We start from the raw sequence: 25,987 nt of genomic DNA on the forward strand, positions 1-25,987 counted from the left end.
TTCGGGGTCTCGGAATGCGGGCGGCAGGAATTCTCACCGGCCGCCCGTTTCCGTCGTTATGCGGACCGGTCGAGTGCGCGCAGCGAGCGGTCCGTGATCGAACGGGCGCCGCGGCCGATGGCGATCGTGCCGGACTGGACGAGTTCCTTGATGCCGTACGGTTCCAGCATCTTGAGCATGGCGGACAGCTTGTCGCTGCTGCCGGTGGCCTCGATGGTCACGGCCTCCGGGGAGACGTCGACGGTCTTGGCGCGGAAGAGCTGGACGATCTCGACGATCTGGGAACGCGTCTCGTTGTCGGAGCGCACCTTCACCAGGACGAGTTCGCGCTGGACGGCCTGGGTCGGCTCCAGCTCGACGATCTTGAGCACGTTCACCAGCTTGTTGAGCTGCTTGGTGACCTGCTCCAGCGGGAAGTCCTCGACGCTCACCACGATGGTGATGCGGGAGATGTCGGGGTGCTCGGTGACGCCGACGGCGAGGGAGTCGATGTTGAAGCCGCGGCGGGAGAAGAGGGCGGTGATCCGCGCCAGGACGCCGGGGGTGTTCTCCACCAGGACGGAGAGCGTGTGCTTGGACATGGTCTCTTCGGTCTCTCTCGCTCAGTCGTCTTCGTTGTCGCCGAAGTCGGGGCGGACGTCCCGGGCGGCCATGATCTCGTCGTTGGAGGTGCCGGCGGCGACCATCGGCCAGACCATCGCGTCCTCGTGGACGATGAAGTCCACGACGACCGGGCGGTCGTTGATGGAGTTGGCCTCCTCGATGACCTTGTCGAGGTCGGCCGGGTCCTCGCAGCGGATGGCGTAGCAGCCCATGGCCTCCGACAGCTTCACGAAGTCGGGGACGCGGGTGCCGCGGGCCCCCGGGTTGACGTCGTCGGGGCCGGAGTGCAGCACGGTGTTGGAGTACCGCTGGTTGTAGAACAGGGTCTGCCACTGGCGGACCATCCCGAGGGCGCCGTTGTTGATGACGGCGACCTTGATCGGGATGTTGTTCAGGGCGCAGGTGGTCAGTTCCTGGTTGGTCATCTGGAAGCAGCCGTCGCCGTCGATCGCCCAGACGGTCCGGTCGGGGACGCCCGCCTTGGCGCCCATGGCGGCCGGGACGGCGTAGCCCATGGTCCCGGCGCCGCCGGAGTTCAGCCAGGTGGCGGGCTGCTCGTACTGGACGAAGTGCGCGGCCCACATCTGGTGCTGGCCGACGCCGGCCGCGAAGACCGTGCCCTCGGGCGCGAGCTGCCCGATGCGCTCGATGACCGCCTGCGGGGAGAGCGAGCCGTCCTCGGGCTGGTCGTAGCCGAGGGGGTAGGTGTCGCGCCAGCGGCTGAGGTCCTTCCACCAGGCGCTGTAGTCGCCCGTGCTGCCCTCGCTGTGCTCCTTCTGGACGGCCTGCACGAGGTCGGCGATGACCTCGCGGGCGTCGCCCACGATCGGCACGTCGGCGGCGCGGTTCTTGCCGATCTCGGCCGGGTCGATGTCGGCGTGGACGATCTTGGCGTACGGCGCGAAGCTGTCCAGCTTGCCGGTGACACGGTCGTCGAAGCGGGCTCCGAGGGCGACGATCAGGTCGGCCTTCTGCAGCGCGGTGACGGCGCTGACCGAACCGTGCATGCCCGGCATCCCCACGTGCAGCGGGTGGCTGTCGGGGAACGCGCCGAGCGCCATCAGGGTGGTGGTGACGGGCGCTCCGGTGAGCTCGGCGAGGACCTTCAGCTCGGCGGTGGCCTGCGCCTTGAGGACGCCGCCGCCGACGTACAGCACCGGCCGCTTGGCGGCGGTGATCAGCTTGGCGGCCTCGCGGATCTGCTTGGCGTGCGGCTTGGTGACCGGGCGGTAGCCGGGCAGGTCCATGACCGGGGGCCAGGAGAAGGTGGTCTTCTTCTGGAGGATGTCCTTGGGGATGTCGACCAGGACCGGGCCGGGGCGGCCGGTGGAGGCGATGTGGAACGCCTGCGCGATCACCCGGGGGATGTCCTCGGCCTTGGTGACCAGGAAGCTGTGCTTGGTGACCGGCATGGTGATGCCGACGATGTCCGCCTCCTGGAAGGCGTCCGTGCCGATCGCGGAGGACACGACCTGGCCGGTGATCGCGACCAGCGGCACGGAGTCCATGTGCGCGTCGGCGATCGGGGTGACCAGGTTGGTGGCGCCGGGGCCCGAGGTCGCCATGCAGACGCCCACCTTGCCGGTGGCCTGCGCGTAGCCGGTGGCCGCGTGGCCGGCGCCCTGCTCGTGGCGGACCAGGACGTGGCGCACCCGGGTGGAGTCCATCAACGGGTCGTACGCCGGGAGGATGGTGCCGCCGGGAATGCCGAATACCGTGTCGACTCCGACCTCCTCGAGGGAGCGGATGAGGGACTGCGCACCCGTGACGTGCTCGGGGGCGGACTGTCCTCCGGATCGGGGCCGGGGCTGCGGGTGATGGGCCCCGGTGGCCTGCTCGGTCATCGGCATTCTCTTCTCGATGCTGAGGGTTTATGCGAGGTTTGTACGACGTGCGGCTGGTGCTCGGCAGGTGCCTGTGCAACAAAAAACCCCTCGTGCCATAGGCAAGCGAGGGGAGCGCGTCGGGTGTGGGGCGCTGGGAGTCCGGGTCGGTCCGGACGTCACCAGCTCAGCCGACGCGCTGTCCAAGTACGAGAATTCGGGTGCGCATGGCACTGACCCTCCCCCCGGCACGCACCCACTGTCAAGTAGGTGGGACGGGAGTCTCATCATGTGAGCGGAGGGCCGTGCCACCACCCAGGACCGCGGGCAGTCCGGGGGCGACACCGCCGACGATCTGGCCGGCGGCGGCGTTGCCGATGCCGGGGCCGACGCCCGTACCGACCCCTGCGCCGCCTCCCGTGCCGACACCCTTCGCGTACACTCCCGCGCCACCGCCCGCGAAGGCCGGTTCGGCGGGTCCGTGCGGCACCGGGTAGTGGCCGGTCCCGAGCACTCTGCGCAGCCGGTACTCGTCCAGCGGCCCGGAGAACGCCATCCCCTGCCCGTGTGTGCAGCCCATCGCGCGCAGGGCGACGATCTGCTCGGGCAGGTCCACCCCGTCGGCCACGGACTTCAGCCCGAGGTCGGTGGCGATGCGCAGCAGACCACTGGTGATCTTGTGCAGCCGCGCCGACTCCACCACGCCCTCGACCAGGCCGCGGTCGAGCTTGATGACGTCCACGGGGAGTCGCCGCAGCGCGGTGATCGCCGCGTAACCGCTCCCGAAGCCGTCCAGGGCGATGCGGACGCCCACCCTCCGCAGGGCGTTCAGCCGACGGTCCAGCTCGTCCAGTCCGACCCGTGGGTCGATGTCCGACAGCTCGATCACAAGGGAACCAGGAGGAAGCCCGTGTCGGGTCAGCAGGGCCTCCACGGAACCCAGCGGCATGGACCGGTCCAGCAGCCGGCGGGCTCCGATGCGTACGGCCACGGCCACCGGCAGCCCGGCGCCCGCGCGTTCGGCGGCCTGCTCCACGGCCTCCTCGAGCACCCAGCGGTCCAGTTCGGCGGTCTTGTCGCCGCCCTCGGCCACCCGCAGGAACTCGGTGGGGGTGAACAGCACCCCCTGCGACGAGCGCCAGCGCGCCTGGGCGCAGACGGATGTGATCCGGCCGTCCGTCAGGGAGACCACGGGCTGGTGCAGCAGCGCGAACTCGCCGTCGTGCAGCGCGGCGCGCAGGCGCGTGGCCAGCTCGGCCTTGCGTACGACGTCCTGCTGCATCTGTGGCCGGTACAGCTCGACACGCCCCTTGCCGGCCGCCTTGGCGCGGTACATGGCGAGGTCGGCGTTGCGCAGCAGTTCGCCCGCGCCCAGGCCCGGTTCGGCGAAGGCGACCCCGATGGAGGCGTTGACCCGGACGTCGTTGCCGTCGATGAGGTAGGGCTGCGAGAGGGTCATCCGGAGCCGGTCGGCCAGTTCCACGATGTGCCTCTCGCGGGCGGCACGGTCCCGGGCTCCGTCCCCGACGATCAGGGCCGCGAACTCGTCGCCGCCCAGCCGGGAGGCGGTGTCCCCCTTGCGTACGGCCTCGTGGAGTCTGCGGGCTGCCTGCACGAGCAGCTCGTCGCCGGCCTGGTGCCCGATGGTGTCGTTGACGGCCTTGAAGCCGTCGAGGTCGATGAAGAGCACCGCCGTGCCGCGCAGGGCGGCGCCGCGGTCGGAGGCACGGCGGCCGGACAGGGCCTGCTGGACGCGCCGGGTGAACAGGGCGCGGTTGGGCAGGTCGGTCAGCGGGTCGTGTTCGGCGTTGTGCTGGAGCTGCGCCTGGAGGCGCACTCTCTCGGTCACGTCCCGGCTGTTGAAGATCAGGCCCCCGTGGTGGCGGTTGACGGTGGACTCGACGTTGAGCCAGCCGCCGCCCCCCGAGCGGAAACGGCACTCGATGCGCGTGGTGGGTTCCTCGACCGGGCTCGCGGCGAGGAACCGGCGCACCTCGTGCACCACGCAGCCGAGGTCCTCCGGGTGGATGAGACCGGCCAGCTCGCTGCCGACGAGCTCCTCGGCGGGGCTTCCGTAGACCCCGGCGGCGGCCGGGGAGACGTAGCGGAGGATGCCGTTGGGCGCGGCGATCATGATGACGTCGCTGGACCCCTGCACCAGGGACCGGAAGTGGTTCTCCTTCTGGGCCAGTTCCTGGGTGAGGGTGATGTTGTCGAGCAGCATGATGCCCTGGCGCACGACGAGCGCGAGCACCACGGTGCCGCCGGTCAGCAGCACCACACGGTCGACGCTGCGGCCGTTGAGGACGTTGTAGAGGATGCCCAGGGTGCAGACCGCGGCGGCCAGGTACGGCGTGAGCGCGGCCAGCGACCCGGCGATGGGCCGGGCCGCCGGATAGCGGCCACGCTCGCCCACCGGTCCGGGTCCCGGTACGGGCCCGGTCATGGACACGGAGGTCTCCTGGCCGACGGTGCCGCGTGGTGCGGGTACGTCCTCGCGCGTCACGCTCGGGTGCCCGTCGGAACCCTCCTCGGCGATCGGCAGCCCGCGCCGGGACGCCGCCCAGGGGGCGTACGCGAGCAGCAGCGAGCCCGCGAACCAGCCCGCGTCGAGCAGTTGACCGGAGCGGTAATTGTTGTGCAGCAGCGGCGAGGTGAACAGGGCGTCGCACATCACGGTCAGGGCGAGCGCGCAGATCGCCGTGTTGACGGCCGACCTGCAGACGGGCGAGCGCCTGAAGTGCAGCGCGAGCACCATGCTGACCAGTGCGATGTCGAGCAGCGGGTACGCCACCGAGAGCGCGGAGTGCGCCACGCTGGACCCGCCGCCGGCCTTCGCCGCCTGGGCGAGCGCCAGGCTCCACGCCAGAGTCAGCAGCGAACCGCCGATCAGCCAGGCGTCGAGGCCCAGGCAGATCCAGCCGGCCTTCGTCACCGGCCGTTTGGCCAGCACCAGCAGCCCCACGATGGCGGGCGGCGCGAAGCACAGGAAGAACAGGTCCGCGTAACTGGGGGTGGGCACGGGCTGGCGCAGGACGACCTCGTACCACCCCCAGACCAGGTTGCCCAGGGCCGCCATCGCCGAGGAGAGGGCGAACAGCAGCCAAGCCGGACGGAAACGGACGTGGCGCCCGCGGGCGTAGAGGAAGCAGGAGACGGCGGCGGTGGCCGCGGCGGCGCTCAGCCCGAAGTCACCCATGATCTTGGCGACGTGCTCCGAACCCCAGCCGAACGCGGAACCGACGGCATATCCCGCGCAGACCAGGGCCAGTACGAGCTGGCGGACGAGGTTCGGTCCGCCGACGGCGGCCGACGGCCGGGGCAGCGACGACCCGGGGGAGGACTGCGTCCGCAGCGCTCCGTCCAGGGTGGACACGGGGGGTGGCGGACTCACCGGAGCCTCCCGGTCCTCGCCGCTCCCGCGTTCCCCGGGCCCCGCCGCACCGGGTGGGGCGGCCTCCCGCGCCCGCTCCGCCGACGCCGGTGAGGGCCGTACCGACCGTCGTGGTCGCCGGGGCTGCCGAGCTGACCGCGTCTGCGCACGGCCGTGGTCGCAGTCGCGGTCGTGATCGTGGTCGCGCTCGTGGTGGTCGTGCGCCAGGGTCGTCGGCGGCGGCTCCGCCGCGTCGGGTCGTTCGTCCATCGGCAGTGCATCGCCCGTCGCCCCCCTCACAGTCTGAGATGTCCATCCCCGGCGCCGAACGGTGCGCGGCGCATCCCCTGTCGGACGATACACCAGTCTCGTCACTCAGGGACATAGGTTCTCTACGCTCCGTGACGACCAGCGGATATGCGCGTACCCTGCGCATCCGGGGAGTCGCGGAGGGTACCTGAAGCGGATTACGCGCCCGTCGTCAAAATCACGTTGCGCAGCGGCTCCTGGTTCACGAAACGGCTCAACTGGTCCACCAGCAGCCGCTTGGCGCGGGGCGGGAAGGCGGAGGTCGGCCCCCCTGCGTGCGGGCTGACGAGTATGCCCGGAGCCTGCCACAGGGGATGGCCCGGCGGCAGCGGCTCGGGGTCGGTCACGTCGAGGGCGGCGGTGAGGCGCCCGCTCTCCAGTTCGGCGAGCAACGCCTTCGTGTCGACGACGGGGCCGCGCGCGACGTTGACCAGCAGGGCGCCGTCCTTCATCCGGGCCAGGAACTCCGCGTCGACCATGCCACGGGTGGCTTCGGTGAGCGGTGTGGAGAGGACGACGACGTCGGCATCCGGCAGCAGGGCGGGAAGTGCGGTGAGCGGGTGCACCGGGCCGCGCGCCGTGGTGCGGGCGGAGCGCGCGACGCGCACCACCGGCGCGACCTCGAAGGGCACGAGCCGGTCCTCGATCGCGGCGCCGATCGAGCCGTACCCGACGACGAGCACCTTCCGGTCGGCGAGCGCCGGCCGGAACCCGCCGAGCCACTCGCCCCGGTCCTGGGCCCGGACGAAGTCGGGGATGCCGCGCAGCGACGCCAGGATCAGGGCGAGGGTGAGTTCCGCGGTGCTGGCCTCGTGCACGCCGCGCGCGTTGCACAGCCGTACGCCCGCGGGCAGGTGCTTCAGTCCGGGCTCCACGTGGTCGATGCCGGCGGAGAGGGTCTGGACGACCTGGACGGAGCGCATCCGCGGCAGCGGGCGTACGCCGATCCCGCTGGGCTTCATGTAGGGGACGACGTAGTACGCGCAGTCGGCCGGATCCGCGGGGAACGACTCCTCGCCGTTCCAGTAGCGGTAGGCGGGGCCCTCGGGGAGGCCCTCGATCTCGTCCGGCGGGATGGGCAGCCACACGTCAGGAGTCATGGTCGGGAGGCTACGTCAGGAGCGCGGAAGGGCAGAGGTTAGGTTGGGTGGCCTGACGAGGGAGGGTCACGACCAGGTGGAGCGCAGGACGATCGGCGCGACGGCACTCGCGGTGGGGGCCGTCGGACTGGGGTGCATGCCGATGAACTGGGCGTACAGCGCGTCGCGGCAGCGCGGCGAGGAGTCGGTCAGGGCGGTGCACCGGGCCCTCGACCTGGGTGCTTCCCTGCTGGACACGGCGGACATGTACGGCCCGTTCACCAACGAGCTGCTGCTGGGGCGGGTGTTGCGGGAGCGGCGGTCCGAGGCCTTCGTGTCGACCAAGGTCGGTCTGCTGGTGGGCGATCAGCACATCGTGGCCAACGGCCGCCCCGGCTATGTGAGACGTGCCTGCGACGCCTCGCTGCGCCGGCTGCAGACGGACGTCATCGACCTCTACCAACTGCACCGTGCCGACCCGGAGATACCCGTCGAGGAGACCTGGGGCGCGATGGCGGAGCTGGTCCGGGCCGGGAAGGTACGGGCGCTCGGGCTCTGCGCGGTCGGTGCGCGGTCGGCCCGGCGGCCGGGGGCGCGGCTGCACGACGCGACGATCCGGCAGCTGGAGCGGGTGCAGCAGGTCTTCCCGGTGAGCGCGGTGCAGGCCGAGCTGTCGGTGTGGTCGCCGGAGGCGCTGCGGACGCTGCTGCCGTGGTGCGTCTCGCGCGGTGTCGGTTTCCTCGCCGCGATGCCGCTCGGCAACGGCTTCCTGACCGGCACGCTGACGCCCGGGCAGGGCTTCGAGCCGGAGGACCTGCGCGCCCGGCACCCCCGCTTCACCGCCGAGATGATGGCCGCCAACCAGCCGATCGTGGCCGGTCTGCGCCGGATCGCGGCCCGGCACGGGGACGGGGTCACACCGGCGCAGGTGGCGCTGGCGTGGGTTCTCGCGCAGGGCCGGCACGTGGTGCCGGTGCCGGGCAGCAAGCGGGAACGCTGGGTGGCCGAGAACGCGGGCGCGGCCCGGCTGCGGCTGACCGAGCGGGACCTGGCGGAGGTGCGGGGGCTGCCGGCGGCGCAGGGGTCGTGGGAGTGACGCGCGCGTGATTGCCGGGTTCGGGATCCGGCGTTCGGGAACTTGGAGGGCGCGTGCGGTGTATGACAAGGAGAACCGCCGCGTCGAAGGGACCATGATCGTGCAACGTCGAGCCGTGTCGGCCGTGTTGGCCGCCACCGCCCTGCTGCTGACGGCCGGCTGCTCCTCCGGCGGCGGAGAACCGTCCGGCGCGGCCGGGAGCACCGCCCCGAGCCGTACGGCGGCGCAGTCGTCGCCCTCGGGTTCCGCCACCGAGGAGACGCCGCCCGCGAAGGGCTCCGTGAAGGTGGTCCGTACGGTCGCCACGGGGCTGACGAGTCCCTGGGGTCTGGCCCCGTTGCCGGGCGGTGACCTGCTGGTCTCCTCCCGTGACGAGGCGACGGTCACCCGGGTGGACGAGGAGACGGGCGAGAAGACGGAGCTGGGCGAGGTGCCCGGGGTGGCGCCGTCCGGCGAGGGCGGCCTCCTCGGCATCGCGCTCTCCCCCGACTACGCGTCGGACCGGATGGTCTACGCCTACTTCACCTCGGCGTCGGACAACCGCATCGTGCGCATGCGGTACGACGAGAAGAAGCCGGCCGGTGAGCAGCTGGGCGCGCCGGACACGGTCTTCCGGGGCATCCCCAAGGGCGTCGTCCACAACGGCGGCCGGATCGCGTTCGGACCCGACGGGATGCTGTACGCGGGCACGGGCGAGAGCGGTGACACGGGCCTGTCCCAGGACAAGGAGTCCCTCGGCGGGAAGATCCTGCGGATGACACCGGACGGCGACCCGGCGCCCGGCAACCCCTTCCCCGACTCCACCGTCTACTCGTACGGCCACCGGAACGTGCAGGGGCTGGCCTGGGACGACAAGCAGCGGCTGTTCGCGGCGGAGTTCGGGCAGAAGGCCTGGGACGAGCTGAACGCGATCAAGCCGGGCGACAACTACGGCTGGCCGGAGGCGGAGGGCGACTCCGAGGGGTCGCAGTTCCACGACCCGCTCGCGCAGTGGAGCACCGACGAGGCCTCCCCCAGCGGCATCGCCCACGCCGAGGGCTCGGTGTGGATGGCGGGCCTGCGCGGCGAGCGGCTGTGGCGTGTCCCGCTGAAGGGCACGGAGGCCGCGGCCGACCCGCAGGCGTTCCTGGAGGGCGAGTACGGCCGGCTGCGCACGGTGGCCCCGACGGGCGAGGGCAAGCTGTGGCTCGTGACCAGCAACACGGACGGCCGGGGCGACGCGAAGGACGGCGACGACCGGATCCTGGAGCTGGAGGTGACGTAGGAGCCGCCGTCACTCGTCCTCTGTGAGGGTCTCCGCCTCCTTGGGGCGCGGCAGGTGGACGACGACGACCTTGCCCGAGGTGAGGTCTATCGGGCCGTGGCTCGGGTCGCCGTCGCCGACGTCCTCGCGGGTCAGTTCCAGTCGGTTCTGCTCGTCGTGGGTGTGCTTGTGGCCCGGGGAGAAGAGTTCCTCGAATGTGTTGAACACAAAGCCTCCGTCGGTCGGCGTCCCGTCCAGCGTAAGCCTGATTCCGCGGAACGGGCGTGAGTTGTCCGGCCGTGAACGGCGCCGGGCCGGTGTGCGGCGGTGGCGAACTCCTCGACGAGGCGGGTCTTGCCGACGCCCGCCGCGCCGCCGAGCAGCAGTGCCTGCGGCTCGGCGGCGTCGGCGCGCACGAGGGCGTCCTTCAACGTGTCCGGTCTACCTGCGCGGCCGACGAACACGGGGCTCACGGACCTGGTCTCCACGGGCCCGGGCATCGCACGCGGGTACGACAGCGGGGCAGCGGTCTCCGGAAGGAGGGCGGCGTGCCCGACGGCGACGGGGAGGGCGGCCGTGCGGCAGCCCTCCCCGGTCCCCGCGCTCACGCGGCCCGGGCGAACCGGTGCCGGCGGAACCGGGACGTATGACTCTCCACCGGGACGGCACCGCGGCGGGTTTCCCGGCGGGCTGCGCGACGGGCGCGGACGGCCTCGCGGGCCAGCCTGGCCCGGTCGGCGCGGCGGATCAGTCCGGCGGCACGGGTTTGCTGGAGCTCGTACGCGTACATGGTGCGTCCCTCGGTGAGAGGTCGGTATCCGCTTCGCTCGCTGCGGTGCCTCGACCGTCTTCTCCCGGGTGGGTCCGCCACATCGGGCGAGTTCCGCGTCTTCGGGCGGAGGGCGGGACCTCAGACGTGCGTGAGGGGTCTCAGGGCCGGCGCCTGATGGACGCCGGGTGCCCCAAGACCCCTCAGGGGCGGGGGAAGCGTCACCCCACGGACGGCACGTCCAGCATGACGTTGGTGTACTTGAGCACGGCCAGGATCAGGCCGATCACGCCCAGCGCGACACCGGCCCAGGAGACCGACTTGATCCACGCGGCCTGCGGCTTGCCGGGCACGCCGAACGCGGGCCGGACCAGGACCACGACGCCGACGATCAGCGCGACCAGCGCGAAGACGCCGCCCCAGAGCGCGGTGGCCTGCCAGGCCTCGCCGTAGCCCTTCTCGAGCATGGTCTGGACGTTCGAGGACGCGGTCGTCTCGAGTTGTCCGAAGACCGACTCGCGCGCGGAGGCGACGGTGCCGACCCAGCTCCCCGTCAGGGACACGATGCCGAGCCCCGCGGAGACGACGGCACCCGCGCCCTGGCCGACGCCGGTTGCGGCCTGGTCCCCGGCAGTGCCGGTCCCGGCCTTGTCGATGGCCGCGTCTTCGCCGGCCGCGTCGTCGAGGTCCACGTCGTCGAGGTCCGCGGTGCCGGCGCCGTCCGGGGTCTCGGCCGCGACGGTTTCGGCCCCGGTGTTCTCAGGAGACTCCGTGGCCTCGCCCGTCTTGTCCTTGTCGGTCTTCACGCCGGTCTCGTCCACTGTCTTCGTTCCCATGTCTCGCACCGTACGGACGCTGTCTGAGAGGTCCCTTAATGATCCTTGTGAGCGGCACGCGCGCGTGCCTCTCGTGCCGCACGCCACTCGGGCGCGAGCACCGCCCACACCTCCATGTCCTGGCGGGCGCCCCGGTAGGGGAAGCTCTCGCGCAGCACGCCCTCCCGCATCATGCCGAGTCGCCGTGCGGCGTTGACGCTCGGGGTGTTGGCGGACGACGCGTGCCACTCCACGCGGTGCATGCCGCGCTCGTCGAACGCCCAGTCGATCAGGACCCGGGCGCCGCGTGTGACGAGGCCCCGGCCCGTCCCGGCGGGCTCCAGCCAGCAGCCGATCTCGCAGACGCCGGTGGCGGCGTCGAAGACCCGGAAGAGCAGGCCGCCGACGAGCTTGCCGTCCAGCCACAGCCCGTGCAGGAAGCCGCTGCCGGCGGCACGGCGGTCGGCGTAGGTCTGGATCAGTTCGCGGGCGGAGTCGAGGTCGGTGGCCTTCACCCCGAAGGGGATGTGCTGTGTGATGAACTCCCTGCCCCGGTCCAGGTGGGCCAGGAACTCCTCGGCGTGCCAGGTCTCCAGGGGGCGCAGTTCGGCTCCGTCGTCACCCAGTGGTATCGCGTACATCCTGCTGCCGTTCCTCCTCCGCAAGGACGTCCGCCACTTCGGCGTCCGTCGCCGCGGCCAGCCTCTCATGTGCGACGCGGCACTCGGGCGGCTCGATGCTGATGCGCGGCAGGAGCTTGTCCAGCCGTCGCGGCAGCCACCAGTTGGCGCTGCCGAGCAGGTGCATCAGGGCGGGCACCAGGAGCGTACGGAGGACGAAGGCGTCCAGGGCGACGGCGGCGGCGAGCGCGATGCCGAACATGGCGATCACGCGGTCGCCGCTGAGGACGAAGGCGAGGAACACCGCGATCATGATGACGGCGGCGGAGTTGATCACCCGGCTGGTCTCGGCGAGGCCGACGCGGACGGCACGGCGGTTGTCGCCGGTCTCCAGCCATTCCTCGTACATCCGGCTGACCAGGAAGACCTGGTAGTCCATGGAGAGCCCGAAGAGGACCGACACCATGATCACGGGCAGGAAGGGTTCGATCGGGCCTGCGCTGCCGAGGCCGAGCAGTTCGCTCCCCCAGCCCCACTGGAAGATCGCCACGACGACACCGAAGGACGCGGCGACGGCGGCGACGTTCATCGCGGCGGCCTTGACCGGTATGCCGACGGAGCGGAAGGCCAGCAGGAGCAGCAGGCTGCCCAGGCCTATGACGACGCCGACGAAGAGGGGCAGCTTGCCGACGATGACGTCGGCGAAGTCGTCGTAGCCGGCCGTCACGCCGCCGACGTGCACGTCGAGCGTGGTGCCGGACTCGGCGCGCGGCAGCACCTCGGAGCGCAGCCGGTCGACGAGGTCGCTGGTGGTCCGGGACTGCGGGGCCGACTCGGGTACGACGGTGAGGTACGCGGTGTCGCCGCCGGAGTCGTACGTCACCGGGGTCACCGAGGAGACGCCCTCGGTGGTGCGCAGGGAGGCTCCGAGGTTGTCCAGCGCGAGCCGGTCCTCGGCTCCGCCGACCTCGGTGACCAGGGTGAGAGGGCCGTTCACGCCGGGTCCGAAGCCCTCGGCGAGGAGGTCGTAGGCCTGGCGGGTGGTGGTGCCCTTGGGGTCGTTGCCCTGGTCGGAGGTGCCCAGGCGCAGCCCCAGGGTGGGCAGCGCGAGGACGGTGATGACGACGAGGGCGACGGCGCCGAGCAGCTTGGGGCGGCGCTCGACCAGCGCCGACCAGCGGGCGGCGAACCCGGTCGGCAGCTCGGGTTCGGGACCGTGCTCCGCGATCCGGCGCCGCTCGCGCCTGCTCAGGGAGCGCGGGCCGATGTACGACAGCAGCGCCGGCAGCAGGGTCACGGAGGCCGCGACGGTGAGGACGACGGTCAGCGCGGCGGCGATGGCCACCCCGTTGAGGAAGCTGAGCCGGAGGATCAGCATGCCCAGCAGGGCGATGCAGACGGTGGCACCCGCGAAGACGACCGCCCGTCCGGTGGTCGCCACGGCGTTCTCGGCGGCCTCGGCCACGGAGAGTCCACGCTTCAGTCCGCGCCGGTGCCGGGTGACGATGAACAGCGCGTAGTCGATGCCGACGCCGAGTCCGATGAGGGTGCCCAGCATGGGCGCGAAGTCCGCGACGGTCATGGCGTGGCCGAGCAGGGTGATGCCGGCGTAGGCGGTGCCGACGGAGACCAGCGCGGTGGCGATGGGCAGCAGGGCGGCGGCGAGGGAACCGAAGGCGAGGAAGAGCACGACCGCGGCCACGGCCACACCGAGGGCCTCGGCGAGATGGCCGTCCGGCGCCTCGGTGAGCGCGACGGCGCCGCCGCCCAGTTCGACCTGGAGCCCGGCGGTCTCGGCCGCCTCGGCGGCGTCGGCCACGGCGCGCGCCTCGCCCGCGTCGATGTCCTGGGAGGCGTCCTCGAAGGTGACCGGGGCGTACGCGGTGTGGGCGTTCTCGCTGATCAGGGGCGAGTCGGGGTCGTCGTACGGGTTGGTCACCGAGGCCACCCCGGGCAGCTCCGCGATACGGTCCAGGGTGCGGGTCATGGCCTGTTCGACGTCGGTGGCGCGGACGGTGTCCGTCGTCGTGTGCCACACGATCGTGTCGCTGCCGCCGCCGAGGCCGGGGAAGCCGGAGGCGAGCAGCCGGGAGGCACGGTCGGCGTCGGTGCCCGGTACCCCGTAGTCGTTGGAGTACGCCGAGCCGGTGACCGCGGCGGCCGTGGCGGCGCCGCCGAAGGCGACGAGCCAGAGCAGGACGGCGACGAGGCGGCGCTGGATGCACCAGCGTGCTAGGGCTGCCACGAACGTGCTCCCAGGGTGTCCGATTGTTGATCTTTGACCGGGAACAGTCGTTCATCGTGTGAACAGCCCGCAAAGAACGCATCAGCGATGCCGAGCCACTCTTTCAGGCATAGATGATCGTTTGAGGTTTTCGTGGGCTTATTCACAATACCGCCGCATCGACCCGCGGGAACTCCCGAGGCAACTCCCGAGGGAACCGCTGGGCCGCATGGTGCTGTCGTTGACTTGGGCGACGAGTGCCGGGCAAGCTGACGCGCGCTCACCTACGGCACCGCATGCTCGTACTGGGCCGTCAACACGTCTACGCCGGGGGGCAATCAACTTGAACAGTGCCATGCACTACATCGGACCGGACACGGCACCCGACCGGTACCGGCTCCTCAACTCGATCGGCCGGGGCGGCGAGGCCGTGCTGTACCGGGCGACGATCCAGCTGGACGGCGAGCCCGAGACGGTGGTCGTCAAGGTGCTCGACGCGAAGAACACGCTCACGCCGGACCAGTTCGAGCGGCTGAGCGCCAAGTGGAACGACCAGGCGGAGCTGCTGCGTTTCGTGGGGCGGCCGGGGGTCGTGGGGGTCCGGGAGCACTTCGAGGGGCCGCCGATCCACTCGCAGGGCGGGGCCGCGTCCGCCGCGGGGCGGGCGCTGGTCCTGGTCATGAACCACGTCGACGGCCTCGACCTGCGGGACTGGCGGGCCGAACGCACCCTCGCCACGCATGCCGAGCGGCGCGAGGCCGGCCGGGTGCTGGAGCAGCTCGCCGACACCCTCGACTGGCTGCACTCCGGCCGGGCCACACCGTCCGGGCGCACCGTGGTCCACGGTGACCTGTCGCCGGGCAACATCATGGTCGACGTCCACGGGCAGGCCACGCTCGTCGACTTCGGCCTCAGCAAGCTCACCGCGGACCACCAGACCGCGGAGGTCTGGTTCACCCCCGGGTACGCGGCGCCCGAGGTGTTCGACGGCAAGCGCACCCCGAACACGGACCGGTACGCGTTCGGGGCCATCGCGTACTTCCTGCTGAGCGGGCAGACGCCGCCGAGCACCCCGGAGCAGCTGCGCGCCGCGCTGGCGGAGCTGCCGTCGGTACAGGCGCTCGTCCCGGACCGTGCCGAGCAGGTCCTGACGATCTGCGCCACGGACCCGGCACAGCGGCCGGAGAGCCTGCGTGCCTGGCTGAGCGACGTACGGGACGCGGTGGTGTCGACGACGAACCCGGTCCGGGACGTCGTACCCCCCGGGTTCACCGGCACCCAGCAGCCGCCCACGACGGTGACGGCCGCACCGACGGCACCGCCGCCGCGCCCGACCCAGGCTCCGCCGACGACGGTGACCGGTTCGGCCGTCTCCGGCCCGGCGGAGCCCCAGGCACCGCCGACCACGGTGACGCACTCGCCCGAGCCCGGGCCGGTCGGCGCCCCGGCGGCTCCGGTGGCCCCGGCGGCGCCGGAGGCGGACGCGGGCGGCAGCGGGCCCGAGCACCCTGCCCCGCTCGGGAGCTTCGGACCACCCGTCGCGCCGCTCCCCGGTGCCGGGGCCGCTACCGGCGCCACGACCGGTGCCGCTCCGGGTCGTCCGGCCGGCGGGGACGGGGCGCGGCGGGTACTGGTCCCCGTGCTGGCCGTGGCGCTCGTCGCCTCGCTGGCCGTCATCGGCGTCCAGGCCATGGCCGACGACGACGGCACCACGAACGGCGCGTCCCCCGCCGTGACCAGGACGGTCACGGCGACGGCCACGGTCACGGCGGCGCCGAGCGCCGCGGAGGAGAGCCCGGTGGCGGACGGGGGGACGACCGCCGGTCCGTCCTCGGACGAGTCTTCGGCGGGTACCGGGAACGACGGGGTGGCGGACCAGGCATCCTCGGTGTCGCTGACGACCTTCGAGACGGTCGCCCAAGCCGTGAGCGCCTCGCTCGCCGTCGGCGACGGCACCATGAACAACCGGCATTACGAGACGGCTCTCGTTCCCGACGGTGGGGACAGGGCGTGCGATGGGTGGGCCGAGTACAACCTGGGTCGTGAGTGGAAAAACCTCACCCTGACCGCCGGGGTGTCCGACGTATCGGCGAACACATCGTCCCGCGTCGAGGTGTCCGTGGACGGACAGTCCCTGTTCACCGGGCAGGTCGATCTGGGCAAGCCGCGCGAGCTGACGATCAAAATCGAGAACGGGCTGCGGCTGCGCATCGCGTACAGCGACCCGGACAACAGCTGCGACATGGGCGACCTGCTGCTCGCCGACCCCACGCTGACGAGGTGAGCACGAGGGGCGGTGCTCCGGGACACGAGGTCCGGGAGCACCGCCCCGTCACGTGGCGCGGGCGGGCGCTCAGCCCTCGACGCCCAGCTTCTGAAGGATCAGCTCCTTGACGCGCGCCGCGTCCGCCTGACCCCGGGTCGCCTTCATGACCGCGCCGACCAGGGCGCCGACCGCGGCCACCTTGCCGCCGCGGATCTTGTCCACGACGCCCTGGTTGCCGGCGATGGCCTCGTCGACGGCGGCGGTCAGCGCGCCCTCGTCGGAGACGACCTTCAGGCCGCGCTTGTCGACGACCTCGTCCGGCGTGCCCTCACCGGCGAGGACGCCCAGGATGACCTGGCGGGCCAGCTTGTCGTTCAGGTCGCCCTTGGTGACCAGCTCGGTGACCCGGGCGACCTGCTCCGGCGTGATCGCCAGCTCGTCGAGCGCCTTGCCCGACTCGTTGGCGCTGCGGGCCAGCTCGCCCATCCACCACTTGCGGGCGGACGCGGCGTCGGCACCGGCGTCGATCGTGGCGACGATCGGGTCCAGCGCGCCGGCGTTGAGGATCGACTGCATGTCGGTGCCGGAGATGCCCCACTCCTCGCGGAGCCGGTTGCGGCGCACCAGCGGCAGTTCGGGCAGGGCGGACCGGATCTTCTCGACCCACTCGCGCGAGGGGGCCACCGGCACCAGGTCGGGCTCCGGGAAGTACCGGTAGTCCTCGGCCTCCTCCTTCACGCGGCCCGAGGTCGTGGACCCCGTGTCCTCGTGGAAGTGGCGGGTCTCCTGGATGATCGTGCCGCCGTCGTTCAGCACGGCGGCGTGCCGCTGGATCTCGAAGCGGGCCGCGCGCTCGACGGAACGCAGCGAGTTGACGTTCTTGGTCTCGCTGCGGGTGCCGAACTTCTCCCGGCCGTGCGGGCGCAGCGACAGGTTCACGTCGCAGCGCATCTGGCCCATCTCCATGCGGGCCTCGGACACGCCGAGGGCACGGATGAGTTCGCGCAGTTCACGGACGTAGGCCCGCGCGACCTCGGGGGCCCGCTCGCCCGCTCCCTCGATCGGCTTGGTGACGATCTCGATGAGCGGGATGCCGGCGCGGTTGTAGTCGAGGAGGGAGTGCGAGGCACCGTGGATACGGCCCGTCGCGCCGCCGACGTGCAGCGACTTGCCGGTGTCCTCCTCCATGTGCGCGCGCTCGATCTGCACGCGGAAGGTCTCCCCGTCCTCCAGCTGCACGTCGAGGTAGCCGTCGAAGGCGATCGGCTCGTCGTACTGGGAGGTCTGGAAGTTCTTCGGCATGTCCGGATAGAAGTAGTTCTTCCGGGCGAAGCGGCACCACTCGGCGATCTCGCAGTTCAGCGCGAGACCGATCTTGATGGCGGACTCGACACCGGTCGCGTTGACGACCGGGAGCGCGCCGGGCATGCCGAGGCAGACGGGGCAGGTCTGGGTGTTGGGGTCGGCGCCCAGTGCGGTCGAACAGCCGCAGAACATCTTGGTGTGGGTGCCGAGTTCGACATGGACCTCGAGGCCCATGACGGGGTCGTACGACGCGAGTGCGTCCTCGTACGACACCAGGTCGGTCGTGGTGGTCACGGTGTAACTTCCCTCTCAGCCCAGCAGGACGTCGTCGTCGCCGAGACGCTTCAGCTCGCGGTACAGGATGGCGAGGTTGGTGACGACCGCGGCACCCGTCACGACGGCGTCGAGCAGCCGCAGGGTGTCGCTGTCGCTCCGGGCCTTCTTGATCTGCTTGTACACCCCGACGGCGCCGAACGCCGACGTGGCCATCGAGACGTACAGGCCGGACCGGGACTTCTTGAAGCCCTTTGCCTTGGTCAGTGCGCTCACAGCGACGGTGCCTCCTCGATCAGCGGGTGGCCCCACTTTTCCACGAACGCGGCCTCGACGGCGGCGCCGACCTTGTAGAGCCGGTCGTCCTTCATGGCGGGGGCGATGATCTGCAGGCCCACCGGCAGGTTGTCCTCGGGGGCGAGGCCGCAGGGCAGCGACATGGCCGCGTTGCCCGCCAGGTTGGTGGGGATGGTGCACAGGTCGGCGAGGTACATCGCCATCGGGTCGTCGGCGCGCTCGCCGATCGCGAAGGCGGTGGTCGGCGTCGTCGGGGAGACGATGACGTCCACCTGCTCGAAGGCCCGCTCGAACTCCTGCTTGATCAGGGTGCGGACCTTCTGGGCGCTGCCGTAGTACGCGTCGTAGTAGCCCGAGCTCAGGGCGTACGTGCCGAGCATGATGCGGCGCTTGACCTCGGGGCCGAAGCCGGCCTCGCGGGTCAGGGAGGTGACCTCCTCGGCGGAGTGCGTGCCGTCGTCGCCGACGCGCGCGCCGTAGCGCAGGCCGTCGAAGCGGGCGAGGTTGGAGGAGCACTCCGAGGGGGCGATCAGGTAGTACGCCGACAGGGCCAGGTCGAAGGACGGGCAGTCCAGTTCGACGACCTCGGCGCCCAGTTCCTTCAGCAGTTCGACGGACTCGTCGAAGCGCTGGATGACACCGGCCTGGTAGCCCTCGCCGCGGAACTGCTTGACGACGCCGACGCGCATGCCGGCGACGCTGCCGTTGCGGGCGGCCTCGACGACCGCGGGGACCGGGGCGTCGATGGAGGTGGAGTCCATCGGGTCGTGCCCGGCGATCACCTCGTGCAGCAGGGCCGCGTCCAGGACCGTACGGGCGCAGGGGCCGCCCTGGTCGAGGGAGGAGGAGAAGGCGACCATGCCGTAGCGGGAGACGCCGCCGTACGTCGGCTTGACGCCGACCGTGCCGGTGACGGCCGCCGGCTGGCGGATGGAGCCGCCGGTGTCGGTACCGATGGCGAGCGGCGCCTGGAAGGCGGCGAGGGCGGCGGAGGAGCCACCGCCGGAGCCGCCGGGGATCTTGGTGAGGTCCCAGGGGTTGCCGGTCGGGCCGTACGCGCTGTTCTCGGTGGAGGACCCCATGGCGAACTCGTCCATGTTGGTCTTGCCGAGGATGACGACGTCGGCGGCCTTCAGGCGCTGGGTGACGGTCGCGTCGTAGGGCGGGATCCAGCCCTCGAGGATCTTCGAGCCGACGGTCGTGGGGACGCCCTCGGTGGTGAAGATGTCCTTGAGCGCGAGCGGGACGCCGGCCAGCGGGCCGAGCTTCTCGCCGCGCTCGCGCTTCTCGTCGACGGCGCGGGCCTGCGCGAGGGCACCCTCGCGGTCGACGTGCAGGAAGGCGTGCACCTTCTCGTCGACGGCCTCGATGCGGGCCAGGTGGGCCTCGGTGACCTCGACGGCCGTCAGCTCGCCGGAGGCGATCTTCGCGGCGATCTCGGCCGCGGTGAGCTTGATGATGGGATCGCTCATGGCGGTTACTCCTCCCCCAGGATCTGCGGCACCTTGAAACGCTGCTGCTCCTGGGCCGGGGCGCCGGAGAGCGCCTGCTCGGGCGTGAGCGACGGACGGACCTCGTCCGGCCGCATGACGTTCGTCAGCGGGAGCGGGTGCGAGGTCGGCGGTACGTCTTGGTCGGCGACCTCACTGACGCGGGCGACCGCGCCGATGATGTCGTCCAGCTGTCCCGCGAAGTGCTCGAGCTCTTCGGGCTTCAGCTCCAGACGCGCCAGCCGGGCGAGGTGGGCGACCTCCTCGCGCGTGATGCCAGGCATGCAGCGTTCCTCTGGGGTGAGTGTGTGTGGTGTGGGCAAATCGGCTTTGGCAAGTCGGTTTGGCCCAATCCTATGGGGCGGCGCCCCGTGCCCGTTAAACGGTTTCCCTCCGCCGCTCCCTCCCGGCCGCGGGCGTGGAGCCGCTCAGACCGCGAAGAGCAGGCCGGCGCCGACGAGGACGACGAGCGCGGTGGCGAAGTGAACGCCGAAGGCCACGGCTTTCGTACCCCCGTGGCGCAGCACTACGAGCGTGTCGCCGAGCGGCACGAGGGCCACCGCCAGCATGAACCACGCCTCGGCACGGGCGCCCGCGAAGACCAGCAGCGCCAGACCCACCAGGCCGAACGTCCCGTCCCTCAGGCCCTTGACCGTCAGATAGGCGCCGGCGTCGCCACCCGGGTCGGCCGGGACGCCGTAGCCGGCGGCGGCGGGGGCGGGCCGGAACAGGAAGCGGTAGCCGAGGAACAAGCAGAACAGGTTGAGCACGATGGCCAGGGTGTACGCGGTAACGGTCACGACCACTCCTTGCTAGCAGCGCTAGGGATGCGAGTGACGCTAGCAGAGCGTCGACAGAATGGCTAGCACTGCTAGAATCCCGGGCATGACGATCCAGGGGCGCCGGGAGCGCGAACGAGCGGAACGCGAGCGGCTGATCGTGACGGCCGCGCGGGACCTGGCCGAGGCGGAGGGCTGGGACGCGGTCACCACTCGTCGGCTGGCCGCCGAGATCGAGTACAGCCAGCCTGTCCTCTACAGCCACTTCAAGGGCAAGGACGCGATCATGGCGGCGGTCGCGGTGCGGGGCTGCGAGGAGCTCACGGCCGAACTGCGGGCGGCGGCCGCGGCGGCCGGGGGCACGCGCGAGACGCTGGCGGCGGTCGGCCGGGCGTACACGGCCTTCGCCCGACGGCGCCCCGCGCTCTACGACGCGATGTTCACGCACCGGGTGGACCTGCCGTTCGCCACGCCCGAGGCTCCGGCGGCCCTCCAGGAGGCGTTCGGCGAACTGCTGAAGGCCGTCGAGCCGACCGCGGCGCAGGGCGAGGACCCGCGGCTGCTCACGGAGACGTACTGGGCGGGCCTGCACGGGCTGGTGACCTTGATGCGCAGCGGCCGGCTACCGGAGGGGGCCCACGAGCACCGGCTGGCCCTGCTGATCTCTCACTTCGTGCCGCACAACACCGCGGACCGCACCGCGGACCGAACCACGGACTGAACGGGCCGAGCCGGAAGGTCCGCCGCGCCGCACCCGGTCGACGGCCGTCGGCGGAATCGGCGGACGCCTCCTTCGCGAGGGGCGCACCCGCCGGACGGGTGACAGGGTCCGGCGGGTGGGCGGGGTCACTCGTCGGTCGCCGCCACGGGCAGCGCGGCGGCCGGCCTCACCCAGCCCCGCGAGCCCCGCGCACGCAGCCACGCCGTCGTCTCCTCGGGCGGCATCGCGGCCGCCACCAGCCAGCCCTGTACGGCGTCGCAGCCCAGGTCGCGCAGGCGCTCCCAGGTCTCGTCGTCCTCCACCCCCTCGGCGACGACGAGCAGACCGAGCGAGTGCGCGAGGTCGACGGTGCAGCGCACGATCGCCGCGTCCTCGGTGTCGACGGCCAGCCGGGCCACGAACGAGCGGTCGATCTTCAGCTCGCTGACCGGGAGCCGCCGCAGGTGGACGAGGGAGGAGTACCCGGTGCCGAAGTCGTCCAGGGACATCTTCACGCCGTGGCCGGTCAGCGCGTTGAGGGTGTCGGCGGCGCGCTGCGGGTCCTCGAGGAGGACGTGTTCCGTGATCTCCAGTTGGAGTGCCCCCGCCGGGACGCCGTGCCGGGCGAGCCGGGCGGCGACCGCGCCCGCGAAGCCGGGGGTGTGGACGTCACGCGGGGATACGTTGACCGCGACGGGCACGAACAGGCCCTGGGAGCGCCAGCGGGCGACCTGCCCGAGGGCCGTCTCCAGCACGTACTCCGTCAGATGGGGCATCAGGCCCGAGGACTCGGCGATCGCTATGAACTCGTCCGGGGGCACCTTGCCGCGCTCGGGGTGCACCCAGCGGACCAGGGCCTCCAGACCCGCGACCTGTCCGTCGAAGCGGACCTTGGGCTGGTAGTGCAGCTCGACCTCGTGGGCGTCCAGGGCCCGGCGCAGGTCGCCCAGCAGCCCGAGCCGGTCCGGGGTGTTGGAGTCCCGCTTGGACTCGTAGACCTCCACGCCCGTACGGTCCCGCTTCGCCTGGTACATCGCCACATCGGCGCGGCGCAGCAGGCCTTCGGCGTCCAGCGCGTGGTCGGGGAAGACGGCGACCCCGGCGCTGGCCTCCAGGACGAGGGTGAGTCCGTCCAGGTCCATCGGGGAGCTGAGCGCGGCCACCAGGCCCCGGGCCACCCGGGTCGCCGACGTGGTGGAGTCGGCGACGGGCAGCAGGACGGCGAACTCGTCGCCACCGAGCCGCGCGGCCTCCGCTCCGCGCGGCAGGGCCTGCCGCAGCCGGTCGGCGGTCTGCAGCAGCAGCCGGTCGCCGGCGAGGTGTCCGAGCGTGTCGTTGACCGACCGGAATCGGTCCAGGTCGATCAGCATCAGGGCGGCGCGGGCACCGATGCGCTCGGCGTCGTCCAGCGCGGTCCAGGTCCGCTCGAGCAGCCACTGCCGGTTGGGCAGTCCCGTGAGCGGGTCCCGCAACTGCTCCTCGGCCCGGGCGCGGGCTATCCACAGCGTGGAGTCGAGGGCGATCAGCGGGATGGAGAACAGCGGCAGCAGCAGCGGTTTGGCGACGGCTACCACGCAGACCAGCGGGGCGATGCCGAGCAGCGCGACGGCGACCAGGCCCTGTCTGACCAGGGCGGTGCGGGCGACGGTGGGCAGACCGGGGCGCGGTGTCTGCAGGTACCACAGCAGGGCGCGGGTGACGGCGAGGTAGGCGACCGCGACGAGCACCACCTTGGGTGCCGCGGCCACCCCCCAGGTGTTCGGGTCCCAGGGTTCCTCCACGGACGGCTCGGAGCCGCAGAAGCCCAGCAGCAGGGCGCCCGCGGCGATGCCGAGGATGTCCACCGCGCCGTGCAGGAGGCCCTGTCGCCAGCGGCCCCGGCGGGCTACGCCGACCAGGACCACGACGGTGAGGCTGACCATGCCGGCCGGAACCCAGCCGTACAGCATCAGGACGGCGAGGGTGAGGGCGGCGCCGGAGCCGGTGCCGCCCCACCAGCGGGAGCGGCCGAGCATCACCAGGTGGCCGACGACGATGCCGGTCAGTACGGCCAGGGACCAGCCGGCGGTGCCGGACGGGAAGAGGGCGTGGCCGTCGGTGAACGCGCGGTAGAACCCGGCGCCCAGCACGAAGGCCGCGGCCGCGACGATCGCCGCGGGCAACGCGGGCCAGGACAGGTGCCGTTCGCCGTCGGCGTCGGCGTCGGACAGCACGGAGGGGTGGCGGGCGGCCGACGGTCCGGAGCCACGGCCGGCGGACGGCCGCGCGGAGTCACGGGCGGTGGACGGCGGCGCGGAGCCACGGCCGGCGGTCGGCGGCGGCGCGGAGCCACGGGCGGCGGGCGCGGGATGCGGTGCGCCGCCACCGCGCTGCCCGAGCCACCGGCCCACGTGCCGCGCGCCCACCATGCGACGCAGGCTCAGCCGTGAGCCCGCGGCGGCGCTCTCGGTCGGTTCCATTCCCGTCCCTCTCACAGCCGGCGGTGCCCACGCCACGCGGCCCCCGCCTCGACCACCATCAACGGCTCCGCGTCGGACAACCCTTCCCCCCGTCCCTCGGGGGCAGGGGGATGCCCCGACCGCAACTGGGCACGGCGGGCGCACATCTCAACAGTAGGCCGCGGAAGGCTTCCAGGGGCACCGGTCGTCGACGGTTGCCCGAATGCGACCAGGCCACCCGTATGCATCTGGTATGCGCCGATCGGGTGGCCTTCAACCGCTATTCCTCAGCCGAAAGCGCGACGCCGGCCGCCGCTTCGGGTCCTTGTTCGAGCAGGACGGTGAAACCGTCCTCGTTCAGAACCGGCACCTTCAGTTGCATCGCCTTGTCGTACTTCGATCCCGGGTTGTCACCGACCACGACGAACGACGTCTTCTTGGACACCGATCCGGTCACCTTCGCACCCCTGCTCTGCAGGGAGTCCTTGGCTCCGTCCCGGGTGAAGTTCTCCAGGGTGCCGGTGACGACGACGGTGAGTCCCTCGAGCGGGCGCGGCCCCTCGTCCTCCCCCGTCGACCGGTCCTCCAACGGGACTCCGGCCGCCTTCCACTTGCGGACGATCTCGCGGTGCCACTCCTCGGCGAACCACTCCTTGAGGGCCCCGGCGATGATCGGGCCGACGCCGTCGGTGATCGACAACTCCGCCTCGGTGGCCTGTTCGATGCAGTCGAGCGAGCGGAACTCGCGGGCCAGGGCCTGGGCGGCGACGGGCCCGACGTGCCGGATGGAGAGTCCGTTGAGGAAGCGGGCGAGCGGACGTGTCTTGGCCTCCTCGATGTGCTTCAGCAGCGCGAGGGTGTTCTTCTTCGGCTGGCCCTCCTTGTTGGCGAAGACCGTGACGATCTTCTCCTCGCCGGTCTTCGGGTCGCGCTTGGGCAGCCCGCTGTCCGGGTCGAGGACGTACGCCTTGATGGGCAGCAGCTTCTCGACGGTGAGGTCGAAGAGGTCGCCCTCGTCCACCAGCGGCGGGTCGGCCGGCTCCAGCGGCCCGGTCAGCGCGGCCGCGACGACGCCGCCGAAGTGCTCGATGTCCAGGCACTCCCGGCCGGCCAGGTAGGCGACGCGCTCGCGCAACTGGGCCGGGCAGGTACGGGCGTTGGGGCACCGGAGGTCGATGTCGCCCTCCTTCATGGCCTTCAGCGGCGTCCCGCACTCGGGGCACTCGGCCGGCATGACGAACTCCCGCTCGGTGTCGTCCCGCAGGTCGGCGACCGGCCCGAGGATCTCCGGGATGACGTCACCGGCCTTGCGCAGCACCACGGTGTCACCGATGCGCACGCCCTTGGCCTTGACGACCTCCTGGTTGTGCAGGGTGGCGAACTCCACTTCGCTGCCGGCCACCGTGACCGGCTCGACCTGCGCGTACGGCGTGACGCGGCCGGTGCGGCCGACGCCGACCTTGATGTCGATGAGCTTGGTGTTGACCTCCTCCGGCGCGTACTTGTAGGCGATGGCCCAGCGCGGTGCCCGGGCGGTGGAGCCGAGGCGTCCCTGGAGGCGGATCTCGTCGAGCTTGACGACGACACCGTCGATCTCGTGCGCCACGGAGTGCCGGTTCTCGCCGTAGTACGCGATGAACTCGCGTACGCCGTCGAGTCCGTCGACCACCCTGTTGTGCGGGGAGGTGGGCAGGTCCCAGGTCTTCAGCAGGTCGTAGGCCTGGGAGAGGCGGGTCATGCCCTTGAAGCCCTCCAGGACGCCGATGCCGTGGACCACCATGTGCAGCGGGCGGGTGGCGGTGACGCGCGGGTCCTTCTGGCGCAGCGAACCGGCCGCCGCGTTGCGCGGGTTGGCGAAGGGCTTGTCGCCCGCCTCGTTCAACCGCTGGTTGAGTTCCTGGAACTTCTCCATCGGGAAGTAGACCTCGCCGCGGATCTCCACGAGGTCGGGGACCTCGTCCCCCTTCAGGCGCTCCGGGATCTCGGCGATGGTGCGGACGTTGGGCGTGATGTCCTCGCCGGTGCGGCCGTCGCCGCGGGTGGCCGCGCGGACGAGCCGGCCGCGCTCGTAGGTGAGGTTGACGGCGAGTCCGTCGACCTTCAGCTCGCACAGGAAGTGGTACTCCTGCTCGCCGAGCTCCCTGGCGATGCGCTCGGTCCAGGCGGCGAGCTCCTCGTCGTTGAAGGTGTTGTCGAGGGAGAGCATGCGGGAGCGGTGCTCGACGGCCGTGAACTCCGTCTCGTAGGACCCGGCGACCTTCTGGGTCGGGGAGTCCGGGGTGCGCAGCTCCGGATACTCCTCCTCCAGCTCCTCCAGGGAACGCAGCAGCCGGTCGAAGTCCGCGTCGCTGACGACGGGGGCGTCCTTCACGTAGTACCGGAAGCGGTGCTCCTCGATCCGCTCAGCGAGCTGCACGTGCTTCTCGCGCGCCTCGGCGGGCACGCTCGTCGTCTCCGCCTGCTTGTCGCCGGCCACCGTGTTGTC

21 protein-coding genes are annotated in these 25,987 nt (G+C 71.7%); 4 read left to right on the top strand and 17 right to left on the bottom strand.

Annotated features, from left to right (window positions below; all coding sequences use genetic code 11):
- Window positions 1-56: 56 nt before the first annotated feature.
- From ilvN to ACP4J0_RS21305, 4 genes are all read right to left on the bottom strand, one after another.
- Entirely contained in the window at window positions 57-581 is a 525-nt protein-coding gene (gene ilvN, locus ACP4J0_RS21290; RefSeq protein ID WP_189234138.1) for an acetolactate synthase small subunit, read from the bottom strand.
- 21 nt (window positions 582-602) lie between these two features.
- On the bottom strand, window positions 603-2,447 hold the full coding sequence (locus ACP4J0_RS21295) for an acetolactate synthase large subunit (protein ID WP_426600245.1): 1,845 nt from the start codon (window positions 2,445-2,447) through the stop codon (window positions 603-605).
- A 241-nt stretch (window positions 2,448-2,688) separates the two neighbouring features.
- On the bottom strand, window positions 2,689-5,820 hold the full coding sequence (locus ACP4J0_RS21300; RefSeq protein WP_426600246.1) for a putative bifunctional diguanylate cyclase/phosphodiesterase: 3,132 nt from the start codon (window positions 5,818-5,820) through the stop codon (window positions 2,689-2,691).
- A gap of 446 nt (window positions 5,821-6,266) precedes the next feature.
- Entirely contained in the window at window positions 6,267-7,208 is a 942-nt protein-coding gene (locus ACP4J0_RS21305) for a 2-hydroxyacid dehydrogenase (RefSeq protein WP_426600247.1), read from the bottom strand.
- 76 nt (window positions 7,209-7,284) lie between these two features.
- Between ACP4J0_RS21305 and ACP4J0_RS21310 the strand changes: the two genes are divergently transcribed.
- The gene (locus ACP4J0_RS21310; protein ID WP_426600248.1) at window positions 7,285-8,283 is read left to right on the top strand and encodes an aldo/keto reductase; all 999 of its coding nucleotides are present in this window, start codon (window positions 7,285-7,287) and stop codon (window positions 8,281-8,283) included.
- A gap of 94 nt (window positions 8,284-8,377) precedes the next feature.
- Window positions 8,378-9,547: a PQQ-dependent sugar dehydrogenase gene (locus tag ACP4J0_RS21315; RefSeq protein WP_426600249.1), complete on the top strand. Its 1,170-nt coding sequence runs from the start codon at window positions 8,378-8,380 to the stop codon at window positions 9,545-9,547.
- A 9-nt stretch (window positions 9,548-9,556) separates the two neighbouring features.
- On the opposite strand, the gene ACP4J0_RS21320 is transcribed toward ACP4J0_RS21315, so the two are convergent.
- From ACP4J0_RS21320 to ACP4J0_RS21345, 6 genes are all read right to left on the bottom strand, one after another.
- Window positions 9,557-9,754, bottom strand: coding sequence for a DUF6191 domain-containing protein (locus ACP4J0_RS21320; protein ID WP_426600250.1), 198 nt, complete (start codon window positions 9,752-9,754; stop codon window positions 9,557-9,559).
- Window positions 9,679-10,026: an ATP-binding protein gene (locus tag ACP4J0_RS21325; RefSeq protein ID WP_426600313.1), complete on the bottom strand. Its 348-nt coding sequence runs from the start codon at window positions 10,024-10,026 to the stop codon at window positions 9,679-9,681. Before ACP4J0_RS21325 ends, ACP4J0_RS21320 begins: the two co-directional genes overlap by 76 nt.
- A gap of 104 nt (window positions 10,027-10,130) precedes the next feature.
- Window positions 10,131-10,316, bottom strand: a complete 186-nt coding sequence (locus ACP4J0_RS21330; RefSeq protein WP_426600251.1) for a hypothetical protein — start codon at window positions 10,314-10,316, stop codon at window positions 10,131-10,133.
- Between the two features lie 200 nt (window positions 10,317-10,516).
- Window positions 10,517-11,131, bottom strand: a complete 615-nt coding sequence (locus tag ACP4J0_RS21335) for a hypothetical protein (protein ID WP_426600252.1) — start codon at window positions 11,129-11,131, stop codon at window positions 10,517-10,519.
- 35 nt (window positions 11,132-11,166) lie between these two features.
- Window positions 11,167-11,751, bottom strand: coding sequence for a GNAT family N-acetyltransferase (locus ACP4J0_RS21340; protein WP_426600253.1), 585 nt, complete (start codon window positions 11,749-11,751; stop codon window positions 11,167-11,169).
- Entirely contained in the window at window positions 11,729-13,975 is a 2,247-nt protein-coding gene (locus ACP4J0_RS21345) for an MMPL family transporter (protein WP_426600254.1), read from the bottom strand. Before ACP4J0_RS21345 ends, ACP4J0_RS21340 begins: the two co-directional genes overlap by 23 nt.
- A 334-nt stretch (window positions 13,976-14,309) precedes the next feature.
- Between ACP4J0_RS21345 and ACP4J0_RS21350 the strand changes: the two genes are divergently transcribed.
- Window positions 14,310-16,238 carry a protein kinase domain-containing protein gene (locus ACP4J0_RS21350; RefSeq protein WP_426600255.1) on the top strand — a complete coding sequence of 643 codons (1,929 nt, stop codon included), beginning with the start codon at window positions 14,310-14,312 and terminating at the stop codon, window positions 16,236-16,238.
- A gap of 69 nt (window positions 16,239-16,307) precedes the next feature.
- On the opposite strand, the gene gatB is transcribed toward ACP4J0_RS21350, so the two are convergent.
- The 5 genes from gatB to ACP4J0_RS21375 form a co-directional block, all read right to left on the bottom strand.
- Window positions 16,308-17,819 carry an Asp-tRNA(Asn)/Glu-tRNA(Gln) amidotransferase subunit GatB gene (gene gatB / locus ACP4J0_RS21355; RefSeq protein ID WP_426600256.1) on the bottom strand — a complete coding sequence of 504 codons (1,512 nt, stop codon included), beginning with the start codon at window positions 17,817-17,819 and terminating at the stop codon, window positions 16,308-16,310.
- A 15-nt stretch (window positions 17,820-17,834) separates the two neighbouring features.
- Window positions 17,835-18,074 carry a hypothetical protein gene (locus ACP4J0_RS21360; RefSeq protein ID WP_395574885.1) on the bottom strand — a complete coding sequence of 80 codons (240 nt, stop codon included), beginning with the start codon at window positions 18,072-18,074 and terminating at the stop codon, window positions 17,835-17,837.
- Complete coding sequence (gene gatA / locus ACP4J0_RS21365; RefSeq protein ID WP_426600257.1) at window positions 18,071-19,567, bottom strand: Asp-tRNA(Asn)/Glu-tRNA(Gln) amidotransferase subunit GatA; 1,497 nt, start codon at window positions 19,565-19,567, stop codon at window positions 18,071-18,073. Before gatA ends, ACP4J0_RS21360 begins: the two co-directional genes overlap by 4 nt.
- Window positions 19,568-19,572: 5 nt before the next feature.
- The gene (gene gatC, locus ACP4J0_RS21370) at window positions 19,573-19,869 is read right to left on the bottom strand and encodes an Asp-tRNA(Asn)/Glu-tRNA(Gln) amidotransferase subunit GatC (protein ID WP_003973500.1); all 297 of its coding nucleotides are present in this window, start codon (window positions 19,867-19,869) and stop codon (window positions 19,573-19,575) included.
- Window positions 19,870-20,013: 144 nt separating this feature from the next.
- Complete coding sequence (locus ACP4J0_RS21375; protein ID WP_426600258.1) at window positions 20,014-20,385, bottom strand: DUF4267 domain-containing protein; 372 nt, start codon at window positions 20,383-20,385, stop codon at window positions 20,014-20,016.
- A gap of 85 nt (window positions 20,386-20,470) precedes the next feature.
- Here ACP4J0_RS21375 and ACP4J0_RS21380 point away from each other — a divergent pair, with 85 nt between their 5' ends.
- Window positions 20,471-21,085 carry a TetR/AcrR family transcriptional regulator gene (locus ACP4J0_RS21380; RefSeq protein WP_426600259.1) on the top strand — a complete coding sequence of 205 codons (615 nt, stop codon included), beginning with the start codon at window positions 20,471-20,473 and terminating at the stop codon, window positions 21,083-21,085.
- Window positions 21,086-21,210: 125 nt separating this feature from the next.
- On the opposite strand, the gene ACP4J0_RS21385 is transcribed toward ACP4J0_RS21380, so the two are convergent.
- Window positions 21,211-23,523 (bottom strand): putative bifunctional diguanylate cyclase/phosphodiesterase, encoded by a 2,313-nt coding sequence (locus tag ACP4J0_RS21385; RefSeq protein WP_426600260.1) that lies wholly within the window; start codon window positions 23,521-23,523, stop codon window positions 21,211-21,213.
- Between the two features lie 259 nt (window positions 23,524-23,782).
- Window positions 23,783-25,978: an NAD-dependent DNA ligase LigA gene (ligA, locus tag ACP4J0_RS21390; RefSeq protein WP_426600261.1), complete on the bottom strand. Its 2,196-nt coding sequence runs from the start codon at window positions 25,976-25,978 to the stop codon at window positions 23,783-23,785.
- Window positions 25,979-25,987 lie beyond the last annotated feature (9 nt).

It is taken from the genome of Streptomyces sp. WG7 (genome assembly GCF_049975785.1).
Classification (GTDB): Bacteria; Actinomycetota; Actinomycetes; order Streptomycetales; family Streptomycetaceae; genus Streptomyces.